This is a genomic window from Leptospira ellinghausenii, assembly GCF_003114815.1.
Taxonomy (GTDB): domain Bacteria; phylum Spirochaetota; class Leptospiria; order Leptospirales; family Leptospiraceae; genus Leptospira_A; species Leptospira_A ellinghausenii.
In genome coordinates this window covers 188708-201968 of sequence record NZ_BFAZ01000009.1, presented here as the reverse complement: position 1 = coordinate 201968, position 13261 = coordinate 188708, and the positions used below count along the sequence as shown (strand labels likewise).

Here is a 13261-nt window from a genome sequence, read left to right as displayed (position 1 = left end):
AGAGATAAGTAGTTTTTTTAAGTGGATTGGATAAAAGTGATTCATTACAAATCAAATAGTTCCTACCCTCAATTGATTATTGACTGAGGATAGGATTCACATTACTTCGCTAAAATACAGCACTTAAGCCAATAAAATAAAACATCCCATCGGAAGGTAAAATTCCAGGACCAGGGTATCCTCCCGCACGACGTGTAAAATACATTTGGTTTGTCATGTTGTTAACTCCTCCACGAAGAGAAAAGTTTTCGTGAAAATTCCAAACAAACGTAAAGTCTCTCACTGTATAAGAAGGGATGAGACCAATTTGTCCATTTGCTGTAGCAGGTCCAGTATTGGCTGCATCAGCATAAGTTGCTCCCGTATAACTGATCAAATACGTGAAACTCAGGACATTTTTGTAATGGTAAGTGACTCCATAACGATGGATTTGTGAAGGGGCGTTTTCTACAAGTTTTCCAACACGATAAAAGTTTTGTGCATTGGTTGGGTTTGTGAGTACACGTGGATCTTCCCAACGGATATAACGAGCATTCACATTTGCGCTCGATGTGAATAAACTAAAGGATCCGTATGGTTGCGATTCGGTCAGTAACACCACTGGATCAACTTCTAAATATGCTTCCACCCCTCTGTGTAAAGAATCTCCCACATTCGTTTGGAAGTTTGCTTGGCCAGGGAGAAGGCCTGGAAGTTGGCCAACCCGATTGTTATACCGAAGCTCAAAAACACTCATGTCAAACTGGATCCATTGTCCAAATTTCCCACGGTATCCTGCATCTGCATTATAACCGGATTGGTCTTTTAAGTTGGGATCAACTTCATTTAATGTAGATGTTGGTGCAAATAACTCCGAATAGACGACAGGCCGAAATGCTCGTGAATAGTTTGCATATAAATTGGTAGTTTTTGTCGTTTGGTATTGGGCACCAAGTCCATAAAGAACCTGCCTTTGTACACGTTCCAATGGTTGGATCATCCCACCAAACGGTTTTGAAGCGCTAGGGACCGATTCATTGACTCGGCCAGAAGCAGTGGATCGAATCCATTCATATCGTACACCAGGAGTAAGAGAAAGAGAGTCAGTGATCCGAAATAAATTTTCAACGAAACCAGCGTAATTTAATGTCGAAAATTCCAAATCAGCGATTCGACAATTTCGTGTGCCATCATAACACACACCAGTAAAATTGGTTTCCCTTAGATCAAATTTAGTTCCTGTTGTTCCATTTGGATTTCGGAATCGATCTGTATTCCCATTAAAATACCTACCTCCGAATGATAGAGTATGAGTTCTTTCTAATAAATCGTAATTAAAGATCTGTCTTGCTTCCATCCCATAATTACGATATGTATCTCTATCAATTTGCCTTGGACTATATTCTAAAGTCCGAGGTTGGATTGGGTCCGTAACATTTGCGGCTGATACTACACCAACAGAATTTCTTTCTCCATAAAGTCCGAAGATTTTAACATTGGTCCTGGCAGTCGGACTTTGTTCATAATCAATGTTCATCGCAGGTACATTCCAAGGGGCACTGAACCAGTTTCTTGTCCTTCCTGACTGTCTTGGGTCGATCCGAAATTGTTCATCAGTGAGTCCACCAGCTTGTTGGCTTAAGTAAGTTGACTTTGCCATTTCCATTGAGATCTTCAATTTTTCGGAAACTTTATATGCCAAATTCACAAATCCATTTTGAACATTGTACTGTGAATTTTCCCTCCATCCATCAGAACTACGGCCTTGGTAAAAAACAAAATAACTCCAATCTCCAACTGTCCCACTAACAGAACTATATTGGTTAAGGGTGTTGAATGAACCACCTGTCGTTTTAGTTTCTACTTTGACGGGTTTAGTCGGGTCAGCTTTTTTCACCACATAATTGACCATTCCACCAAATTGAGGTCCGTACTGTAAGGCACCAGCTCCTCTAATGATCTCTACTTTTTCAAGAGCTTCCAAAGGTGGGTTAAAATATGCTTCGGGGTACCCGAAGGAATCGGATGCGATGTCATGCCCATTCATACGAGTGTTAAATTCCCAATTTCGATTGGGGGACAAACCTCTGGCACCAATTCCTGGTTGGATCCCACTCCCATCATTTTCCCAAATGGTAATGCCAGGAACTTTTGCATACACCTGACGAGTGTTTCCCATCGCTAAATTCGCATTTACTTTATCTAATCGAATGACTTCGTTTTTTTTACCTGCATAGATATTTGTGCCTTCTACATCTCCGAGAAATTCACGATCTGTATCTTTTTTCCCTTTCACGCGGATGGTAGGAGTTTCTTCCTTCGCTTGCACTTCTACTTTTGGTTCTTGGTCCGGCTGTGATTTTTCATCCTGGGAAAATAGGAGGGTTGGAACCATTAAAGTGAAACATAAGAGGAGTAGGTTTTTCCCCTTCCTGGTTTGAGTTTTGTTCTCAATTTCATTTAGCATGGAACCATTCTTTTTTCCAAAGCATCGGAATCTACTTTTTTTTACGTCAGTTACCTCCTTTGTTTGGATCGTCCGTTTTAAATTTTTGGAAAGGTAGGTGAAGAGGAGGATCAAGAGACTGAGAAACAAACATCTGTCGGGATAGACACTTTCTAAAATTTCCTTGAGTGGTTGCCTTTTCATTTGTTATTGGATGAGAGAGGTAATTCTATTCATGAAACGAACATTCGTTTTTCTTTTGGTCCTGTTTTCTCTATTGACCACTTCCGTTGATGCACAAGGAAAAGTAGAAGGTAATACATTACGAGTCAAAGGTGGTTTGTTTTTAGGTAGCCTTCGTACCGATTTAGAAAAAAGAAATTTCTATAATGACATTGTTAGGACCGAATATAACCAGGAATGGCAAAACAACCAAGGGCTGAGTCTCATCAACGATTGGGGTTTTGATTATTTCCAATCGATCAATGCCGGTATTCTCTCGAATCTCTTTGTGGGCCTACATTTGAATCGATTTGGCAGAGGGTATGAATGGAATTCTTTTTATCCTACGGGACTTGGCATCAAAGAGGCTGACTACCGGTTACTTTACTCTGATATCAATTTTGGAGTAACCTTGTCTCCCACTTCCAATTTTCGCATTTTACCAAAGTATGTTTTACGCAGTATCAGCCAAACAATGGAAGGATCCTATTTGGGACTTGGTGCTCCCGCATACCTTGGGCAAGATACAAAAAATACAACAGGCACTTCTGGTCTTTTGGGAGTTGGATTCGAATTTGATTTAAATGACCGAGCAACATTATTTGCAGATTTTTTACTCTTTGGACCATTTCTATTGAACTCCACAGGTTCGTATAGTTCGGAACAATTCCGAGTTTCCAATGCGGGTGCCTCATTCAATTACGCTAATGGTGGTTATACGTTTAACTCTGAAAAATTAAGTTTTGGGGCAAGCATTGTTGTAGTTCCTAAATTACGTTTATTCTTAAGTTTTGAAAGAGAGTATATGAATGCCAAAGCACAAAGTCCAATTGCTCTTAGTTTTGATGGGAATCAATTCTCTACACTTGGCACGTTAATGGAATTTGTTTCCGCCACTGCCGAACACAGAATTGAAGTTTCAGGCCTAAAATTTGGAGCCACTTACGATTTAAATTTGTAACTTTTCTTCTATAATGGTTTGACTTCCCACTCTCTTCTGTACACATGGTAATTACTCCTGGTGATTATGGAGAGAAGGCCATACCCGTTCCCATTCCGAACACGGAAGTCAAGCTTCTCATCGCCGATGGTACTATTGGGTTCGCTCAATGGGAGAGTAGGACGTTGCCGGGTTAGCACTCATAACGTATGATAAAGCGTTCACGAAAGTGAGCGCTTTTTTTATTTTTAGAGCGTAGTTTTAGCCGGCTACCGTCCGCGACTCGCTGTAGCGGTCGCTGCCTCAAAAATAGAGCAAGGGTGTCCTTGCTCTATTTTTTCCGGCATTGTTGCCGGGTGGATTCTGATTGGATTGTAGATAGAGGAAAGGCTGACTTACAAGGTTGGCTTTTTTTGTGTACCAATCAAAATCCATTGTGATATCCCAATTGTAGAAAGAACGAAATGGTTCATCTTAAAGTGAATGTTTCATAAGAAGACAAGTTTTGGATGGGTCGGTGCGAATGCGAGTCTCAAGATCCTTTCCATTTTCGGTAGGGATTCCTACTAATTTTGCATGAGAAATAAATTGTTTTTTCGTGAATGAAGAGTTTTTTAAGGAATCGCTTGCACTTTTATATAAAACTCCCCGATATTGATGTACCATGGATCATAACATTCCGAAGGAAGCTTACTCTTCACTCATCCTTCAATACCTTTATGATGCCGTTATCGTAACCGATTTACAGTTCCATATCACCAGTTGGAACCTAGCCGCAGAAAGGATTTATGGCTACAAAGCAGACGAAGTCCTTGGTAAATCGACAAATGATATCTTGCAAACCATTATGTTGGAAAGTGATCGCGAAGCGAGTATCTTACAACTCAAATCGACAGGGATCTGGCAAGGGGAAGTGTTTCAATTAGCAAAAGATGGTTCCAAATTAAAAATACGTTCTGCTGTTAGTTTTTTGAAAGACAAAGATGGTACTACCATCGGTGTCATTGCCATCAACAGAGATATTACCGAACAAAATAAAATCCAAGAAGAACTAGCAGAAAGTGAAGAAAGATTCCGCATGAGTTTTGAAAATGCGGGAGTGGGAGTTTGTCTTCTCGACTTAGATGGTAAGTTTTTACGTGTGAATAAAAAACTCCAACTCATGTTGGGTTACGATGAAGCTGAACTTTTAGGTCGAGCTTCCAAAGATTTTGCCTATAAAGAAGACCAGAATATTTTTCATCAATACCGAGAATCAGCACTCAAAGGAAAAGATGTGGATGTCGTTTACGAAAAACGGTACATCTCAAAATCCAATCAAGTTTTATGGATAGAAATTTCAAATTCGCTTGTTAGAGATCGGAATGGTTCACCACTTTATTTTGTAGTTCACTTCAATGATATTACAGATCGCAAAAATGCCGAATTACATTTGTTACAGGCTAAAAAAGATGCCGATCGTGCAAACCAAGCGAAGTCAGATTTTGTAGCCAATATGAGTCATGAAATTCGAACTCCTTTAAATGGAGTGATTGGTTTTAATGAATTACTCATGACAACGAAATTAGATGCAGACCAAAAAGAATACGTAAAAAATGCAATCAGTAGCGCACATGGTCTGTTAGGCATTATCAATGATATATTAGATATCTCCAAAATTGAAGCTGGGAAACTAGTGCTAAATGAAACAGTTTCAAATTTAAAGCACATCATAAAAGATTCACTGGGTGTTCTCCAATGGAAAGCTAAAGAAAAAAACATCCTAATGGAATTTATAGAATCGAATCAACTACCAGAATGGATTGTTGTTGATGCAACTAGGCTTAGGCAAATATTAATTAACCTTCTTGGAAATGCTGTCAAGTTTACTGAAAAGGGAAGTGTAACACTAAAGATTGAGTCAGAGTTAGTTGGGAATGAGAAAATGAAACTTAAGTTTTCCATTCAAGATACAGGAATCGGAATTCCAGAATCGCACAAAACAAAAATTTTCCAATCGTTTTGGCAAGGAGAATCCAATTCCACACGTCGTTTTGGAGGGACTGGTCTTGGACTTCGCATCACAAAATCTCTACTCGATCTCATGGGTGGTGAGATTGAATTTTCTTCTGTGGAAGGAAAGGGAACTGAGTTTCGTTTTTCGATCGAAACTTTCATTCTGAAAAATGCAAACGTCACCGATGAGAAAAACGAAAACTTTCAGGGAGAAGTTTGGGAAAATATAAACCAATCCAAATTGTTAGAAGTAACTCCAAGTATCCTCATTGCTGAAGACAATTTGATGAACCGGGACCTACTAAAACGAATGATATTAAAATACATTCCAAATGCAATTTTGTGGGAAGCTGAAAATGGGATTGTTGCTGTTCGAATGGTCAGTGCAAAAAAACCAGAAATGATTTTTATGGATGTTCAAATGCCAGAAATGGATGGCTTGGAAGCTGCGACAATCATTCGAAATGACAAATCAAACCAACAAATCCCTATCATCGCTTTGACTGCTGGTGCACTCTACGAAGAACGTAAAAAATGTTTTGATGTAGGTATGGACCATTTTTTGACCAAACCGATTGATATTTTGGCACTCAACCAAGTCCTATACCACTATTTGAATCCTGCCAAACTCGAATAGAGTAGCAAAATCTTTCTTACTTCGTCATTTTGTCCAAAATGAGACGATTTCCTTTTTTAGCGTATCTTGGTCCTGGTTTATTGTATGCTGGTGCCGCTGTGGGTGTTTCCCATTTGGTCCAATCCACTCGAGCTGGAGCTGTATATGGGTATGGATTGCTCGCAGTCGTGATTTTTGCCAATTTTATCAAGTATCCCTTTTTTGTTGTGGGAACAAAGTATACAATAGTTACCGGTAAATCATTATTAGATGGTTATGAATCTTTGGGAAGATTGCCGATATGGATATTCTTCGGTATATCCGTCGGAACGATGTGTATCATCGTAGCAACAGTAACATTGGTTACATCTGGTTTATTTTCTAACTTACTTGGTTTAACTATGGAACCATGGATGTTATGCGCAATCATCCTTACATTTTGTTTTTTACTATTGGCAATCGGTAAATTCCAGGCATTGGATGGACTGATGAAGTGGATTGTTGTGCTCCTCACAGTAGCAACAATCGTTGCTATGGTTTTATCGTTTTATGCGGGCATCCCAAAACTAACTACAGAAGGGAAAACGTTTTCCTTAGGAAACTTAGCTGATGTTGCCTTCTTGATTGCTCTAATGGGTTGGATGCCCATTCCGATAGAGGCTGCAGTATGGCAATCCGATTGGACACTTGCGAAAAAGACTCCAGATGGGAAATTACCTCCGATGAAATACGCCATGATTGATTTTAACATTGGTTATATTGGGACGACACTTCTTGCTGTTTGTTTTTTGGCACTTGGTTCCAATATGATGTACAATACAGGTATGGAATTTTCTTCACAAGCAGTTGGATTTGCATCCGAATTGGTTAAACTTTATACCTCTGCCATTGGGTCTTGGTCTTATCCCATTATCTTGGTCGCTGCTTTTTTCACCATGTTCTCAACAACATTAACATGTTTTGATGCATATCCGCGAGTTGTTTCCAATGCAAGCAGACGATTGTTCCCAACATTACAAAAGTTTTCGACGGAAAAGTTATATTGGTATTGGATTTTACTCGTTGGGATTGGTTCTATTTTAATTTTACTTTTCTTTCGTACCAATATGAAAAGTTTAGTCGACTTTGCGACAACAGTATCGTTTTTAAATGCCCCAATACTTGCATTGATCCATCATTTAATATTGTTTGGAAAAGAAATTCCGAAAGAAGAAAGGCCAAAACCTTGGATGAATTTATTGTCTTGGTTTGGGATTTTGTTTTTGTTTGGGTTTTCCATTTATTATATCAATATTACTTTTTTCTAATTAAAGTTTTATGGAGAGAGAAAAAAAATACCATTTATTTTTTTCTCTCACTCCCATACTCTATTTAGTTATATCAATTTTGTTTTTTAGGTATATATGGACTGTACCGTACCCTCATCCTTTGGCTTTGTGCCTTGCTGGTAGCCTTTCGTATTTACAAAGGTTCCATCATAAATTTGTTTTTTTACATTCTGCCTTTCGCAAAAATTTACACTCAGTATTCCCTGCAATGGAGATTTTATTTTTAGTAGGGTTACTCATCGCTTCATGGGCATACTCTGGTGTATTACTCACGATGATGCAAATTGGTACAATTCTCATTGAACCAAAATTATTTTTACCATCGGTTGCCATTGTTTCTGCCATTGCTTCTATGGTTTCTGGTTCCTCTTGGACAACGGCAGGTACGTTAGGTGTTGCCCTTATGGGTGTTTCCAAAATTTGGGGATTCTCTGATGTGATGTCAGCAGGAGCCATTGTCAGTGGCTGTTATTTTGGTGATAAACTGTCTCCATTGTCTGATACAACGAATTTGGCCTCTAGTTTAACACACGTTCCTATATGGACACATATACGGCATATGTTAAAAACCACATGTATGAGTTTTTTATTGGCTGTTTTATGTTTTTATCTTTTGAATTTATTTGTTTGGGATCCATCCCGAGATACAGTGTTCCCTTCCGAGATTGGATTGTCGCAGTTACTGCAAAATAGAATCGTTTATTGGAAATTGATCCCTGTTTTACTTGTATTTGGTTCTTCCTTGTTCCACTTACCCGTGCGTGTCTCTTTTTTACTCGGCATCGGATCTGCTTTTTTATTTCCCATCATAGAATCTGGAGTTTCGTTTGAAATGTTTCGTTCTCTTGTTTTGGGATACAAGTCTCAAACAGGAAATCTGACTTGGGATCAATTCTTGAGTGGTGGAGGAATCGTTTCGATATTGCCCACAGAAATTTTGATCTTAAGTGCGGTTTGGTTTGGGGCGGTGGTAGAAGGTTATGGATATTTAAATGAAATTCTAATGCAAATCAAACGATGGGTAAAAAACCAATATGATATTCTATTATCAACGATGGGTGTTTCTTTTTTACTCAATTTGATGACTGCAGACCAGTATCTTTCCCTTGTGATCCCCGCCCGTGCATTCCGAACGCTTGCGGTTGAAAAACAAATACCTGAAAAAGACATCTCAAGGGCATTAGAAGACTCAGGAACGATTACTTCTCCCTTAATCCCATGGAATAGTTGTGGGGCGTTTATGGCATCTTCGCTCGGAGTTTCCGTCTTGAGTTATTTACCATTTGTATTTTTTAACTTAATCCATGTTTTCCTCTCCGTTTCGATTTTAATGTACAAAAAAATTAAATTAAAAAGTTCATAATTTAACATCTAATTTTCATTCTAATCTATTGTAACGAATGTTAACTATAAAATTGTAGTATTCATTGGTTTTGCGTTTTGGTAAAAACTTTGGCTATGTTACCAAAGATATTAGATGAAAAAATTTTACCATTGATCAGCCAAGCAAGGATCACAAACGATCTTGGACTTGTAAGAGAATATTTGCCAATTTGGATGGTTGATCGATTGGCCAAAAAAAGAAACATATCAGAAGATGAAAGTTCTGAAATGATTGTTACCATTTTAGAAGTATTTTCTAAAATGTGGATTTTGAGTTTAAAATACCAACTCACTCATGTTTTGGGTTTTTTTGTCACTTATATCTTCAACCAATACCGAAATCGATTTCGTAATTCAGAAATTCCCGAATCAGGGGAATTGTATTTACAGCTTTGGAATTATTCCACCCCAGCCAATGAGGAGGACCCTATGGAAGAAAAAGTTGAGATTCTAAAATCAAATCTAGAAAAACTCCCCATCTTCACTGCTTTAGTGCTTTCCTTACAATTCGATTTACCCATGAAACAAAATCTAAAACAATTCCTCTTATGGAAATTGAAGGAGAACCAATTGGATGAGAATTTATTTTTTTCAGAATGGGAAGAAAGACGAAATCTGCATCGGCAATTAGTCTTACGACTCACTTCTATGATCACACGTTACACAAGAAAATTATATGAAACTACGGACCCGAAGCGACGGGATTGGTATGGGAAACAGAAAAAAATTTGGATGTTGCGTAGGACAAGAGCCTTTGATCGTAGTTTTTTTTCAGAAAGGGAGATTGCCAAATGGCTCGGCATCACAAGAAAGGCAGTTCGCAATCATTTGTCACAAGGAAAACATGAACTCAGGAAAGTCGGCAAAGATTTATTGCACTATGCATAAAAATTTGCTTTACATTCGGCAAATTCGATTGATGCTTATGGCAACACCACCTTCCGAAGGGTTATGAAAATCAAAGTTACTAGTAAAAACGACGTGCACATCATTAAAATTGAAGGTGCCATCAAAGCCGGCAATGAGTTCGAGTTGTCTGAAAAGATTGAACAGTACATCAAAAAAGGCCAAGTCCCAAAATTCATCATCGATTTGAAAAAGGTTCCCTTTATCAATTCTGCTGGACTGGGAACGTTTCTGAACATCTACAAACACATAGATGGTCTGAATGGACGTCTAGTTTTTGCGAACTTAAATTCCGATATCGAAAACCTCATGGAAATTACCAAACTTTCCAGTGTGTTTGAGATATACAAAACTCTGGAAGAGGCTGAAGACTCCTTCGAATATTAAATCTTAGAGGCGATTCTTGTGATGAATCCAATCCTGAAGGGTAGTTTAGGAATCGCCAAAACCAAAACCTTTCGAGGGCTTTTTGTCCTCTTCCTACTCTACAAACTCGTTTTTAACCAATTTACAGCGAACTGGCTTGTACCCCATTTTGTTTCCAAGTATACCTTGGTCAAAATGGAAGGTAAGTTCACTTCTTTTTCCTTACTTTACGGAATTGAAATCCAAGATCTAAAATTGTATCCAGGTGGACCCTTCGCCGGAGATGCCTTCTTTCGCGCAAAAGAAATCCGAGTTCGTTATAACCTGCCATTATTGTTTTTAGGAAAAATTCGAATCTCTGATATCAGTTTCATTGATTCGAATATTCGGATAGAAGAGAGAAATGGACAATGGAATGTATCTCATCTATTCAAACCAAATCCAAAACAGGAAGAAAAACCAAAAAAAGAAATTGGTCCTCCGCTTACAGAAATTAATACCTATCTTCCCTTGCAGTTAACTGCTCATTTGAATATGAAGGGTGTCTCTCTCCAATACATCCGGGAAACGGGCAATATCCAATATGCCTCCATTCAAAATTTTGACTTCCAGACAAAACTCATCACTAATCGATTCACATCGATCCCATTGAATATAGACGCCTTAAATCAGTTAGATGAAGTAATGGTTCATTTGAATTCAGAACGACCATTATCAATCGAATTTAAATCGAATCAATTGAATTGGAAAGAGACCTTACCAATGTCACTTCGATTTGAATGGGATCGTACGGAATCACCTGAATTGTTTTTGTTCGCAACAGATATTGGGAAGGACAACTTAAATTTAGATGTCAGAGGGAAACAAGTTCAAACTGGAATCAGATTACTGTCGGACATACATTTTGATCCTAAAGAAGACGTTTTAAAAATCCAACAATTTGATTTACGTGTGATCGGACAAACGTGGCTCAAACTGGGAGGTGTCATCTCAAAACTTTCCACAGATACACCAGAGGTAAATCTGGATGTAGAATCTTCTGAATTAAAGTTAAGTGATCTACAATTTTCTTTAAACCAATTGGAAGGTATGATTCCTGTAATGAAGGTTTCGGGAGATCTTTCTTTGGCAGGGACTGGAGTTCATGGAAATTGGAACCAAACAAAAGCAAATCTAAAATTACTCGCGAACAAAGTGTATCTAAAGATAGGGAATAAAAAACCTCATGCACTTGAAACAGCCAATTTAGACTTAACAGCTAACTTAGACTTTGGTTCGATGAAGGAACCAACGATAGAAATTCCGTTTCCAAAATTAAAATCGCTCACGATTTTACCATCACAGATCAATTATAACCAATCAGAGATTCGTTTGTCTGGTGAGTATTCACAATCTTCTGGATTTCATGTATTGGCATCACTCGAGAAATTACAAATTGCAGAATATTCACAGGGGATTGCCGGCAAAGTCAAATTAGCATTACAATCTTCGGGAGATTCTTTTGCCAACATTCATATAAATTCGAATGTTACTGTAGATGGATTTCGTTACCAAATTGATCGTTCTAGGTCACCTGCATCCCATTTAAACTTAGACATTAACACTAATTTGCTTTTTGATAAGCCATTTGGAATCAAAGAAATTCAAATCCAAAACTTTACATTAGACCAAAGGACACTCACTGGAAACAAAGCCATTGAACTTCAATTAAAAGGAAATGTCAAACCGGGAGAAACTCTGAACGCTCAGGTTTCACCTCTCGATTTAAAATTAAATACTCCCAACTTATTATTGGTTTTGCCTCTTGTCTTAAAGGAAAAAATATCTCCGCTCCAGAATTTACTTGGCCTACAACCAAAAATTAAACTTAACGCGAATTATGTGCAAAGCCCAGGTTCGAAACACATAAATGCCAACCTTTATGCCGATTTACCTGGTTTAGAAATGAAAGATCTGAAACTAACAACAGATCTCACTATCAATGGTACAAATTCAAATGAAATCCTAATCAAACAAATGAAGGTAAATGCATTTTCTGGAGTTTTAAAAACTTCATTGAGTGGAAAGTTGGTTAAACTAGATAAACCAAAACCACCATTAGGTCCTTATTTTGGCAATTTAGATTTGATTCTCTCTGTGGTTTCTCCATCCAAACAATATCTGGCAAAAGGAATTTCAGTTCAGGGTGATTTAGGGTTAAATTTAAAAATAAATGATTATGATATTAATGGAGAGTTTTTTTCAAAATTACCATCTTTATCTTACAACAATCAAAAATGCCCAGGAGAATCCTGTAAGGCATACTTAGTCGAAGAGATTAATGCTAAGATTCCTATCCAACATAATCTTGCCTTCAAACCAGATGAAAGTTTAATCATTGGAGATAAGTCAATCTTCATCAAAAATTATGGAAGATTTAATACTCCCAACGTAACAATCGGTAAAGTGATTGGGACACACCCAAATATACCTAACTTACCTTTTGAATATGTGAAAAAACAAAAAGATTCACCAGGGTTTAGTGCATTTATCGAATACAAAGAGAATTTTGCCAATATAGAATCCTTAAAATCCTTTTCTATGGATGGAATCATTCTCGGCAAAAATTTAGTTTTTAATTTAGGGAATTTAGATCCTAAAACAATGGAGTTTAGAGGGAATTTACTCATTAGGGATATCGATTTAAAGCAACTCATGGCACCTAAAGTGCGAGATAAAATTGATGATGGAAAATTAAAGGCTGACTTAAACATAAAGGTTAGAGATTTAAGTGAACCGATTGCAAATTTAGATTTGTTTTTTTCAATTTTCCAAATTGGTCGTGACTTTGGAAAAAGTGCTTTAAACGTAATTTCAGCTCAAAACTTCTTTATCGATCGTATCACTGACAGTTACCCGATTAGCAAAATCGATATATCATTATCGAGAGGGTTAGTATATGCAGATGTGTATTTTGATCGTTCTCTCTTATCATTGATCATGAAACTAGAAGATGGCAAAATCTCTCAACAGAGAATGCCTCTTGCGAATTTTTTGAAACGAGCACAAAACGAGATCCAAACATACCAAGAGTGAGGTTT

The 13261-nt window shown here is 37.7% G+C and carries 8 protein-coding genes and 1 rRNA gene; 8 read left to right on the top strand and 1 reads right to left on the bottom strand.

The window, feature by feature from the left end; translation table 11 throughout:
- Positions 1-109: 109 nt before the first annotated feature.
- Positions 110-2446, bottom strand: a complete 2337-nt coding sequence (locus DI076_RS09420) for a TonB-dependent receptor family protein (RefSeq protein WP_167396520.1) — start codon at positions 2444-2446, stop codon at positions 110-112.
- Positions 2447-2660: 214 nt separating this feature from the next.
- Here DI076_RS09420 and DI076_RS09415 point away from each other — a divergent pair, with 214 nt between their 5' ends.
- The 8 genes from DI076_RS09415 (at position 2661) to DI076_RS09375 (ending at position 13256) form a co-directional block, all read left to right on the top strand.
- Positions 2661-3608 (top strand): hypothetical protein, encoded by a 948-nt coding sequence (locus DI076_RS09415; protein WP_108959675.1) that lies wholly within the window; start codon positions 2661-2663, stop codon positions 3606-3608.
- A gap of 56 nt (positions 3609-3664) precedes the next feature.
- Positions 3665-3781: ribosomal RNA gene (gene rrf / locus DI076_RS09410) — 5S ribosomal RNA — on the top strand.
- 470 nt (positions 3782-4251) lie between these two features.
- Positions 4252-6219, top strand: coding sequence for a PAS domain-containing hybrid sensor histidine kinase/response regulator (locus DI076_RS09400; protein ID WP_108959673.1), 1968 nt, complete (start codon positions 4252-4254; stop codon positions 6217-6219).
- Positions 6220-6257: 38 nt separating this feature from the next.
- The gene (locus tag DI076_RS09395) at positions 6258-7505 is read left to right on the top strand and encodes an NRAMP family divalent metal transporter (protein WP_108960882.1); all 1248 of its coding nucleotides are present in this window, start codon (positions 6258-6260) and stop codon (positions 7503-7505) included.
- Positions 7506-7515: 10 nt separating this feature from the next.
- Entirely contained in the window at positions 7516-8889 is a 1374-nt protein-coding gene (locus tag DI076_RS09390) for a Na+/H+ antiporter NhaC family protein (protein WP_108959672.1), read from the top strand.
- A gap of 95 nt (positions 8890-8984) precedes the next feature.
- Positions 8985-9797, top strand: coding sequence for an RNA polymerase subunit sigma-70 (locus DI076_RS09385; RefSeq protein ID WP_108959671.1), 813 nt, complete (start codon positions 8985-8987; stop codon positions 9795-9797).
- A gap of 63 nt (positions 9798-9860) precedes the next feature.
- Positions 9861-10202: an STAS domain-containing protein gene (locus tag DI076_RS09380; RefSeq protein ID WP_002989181.1), complete on the top strand. Its 342-nt coding sequence runs from the start codon at positions 9861-9863 to the stop codon at positions 10200-10202.
- A 21-nt stretch (positions 10203-10223) separates the two neighbouring features.
- Positions 10224-13256 carry an LIC_11026 family protein gene (locus DI076_RS09375; RefSeq protein WP_108959670.1) on the top strand — a complete coding sequence of 1011 codons (3033 nt, stop codon included), beginning with the start codon at positions 10224-10226 and terminating at the stop codon, positions 13254-13256.
- The last annotated feature ends 5 nt before the right edge of the window (positions 13257-13261 follow it).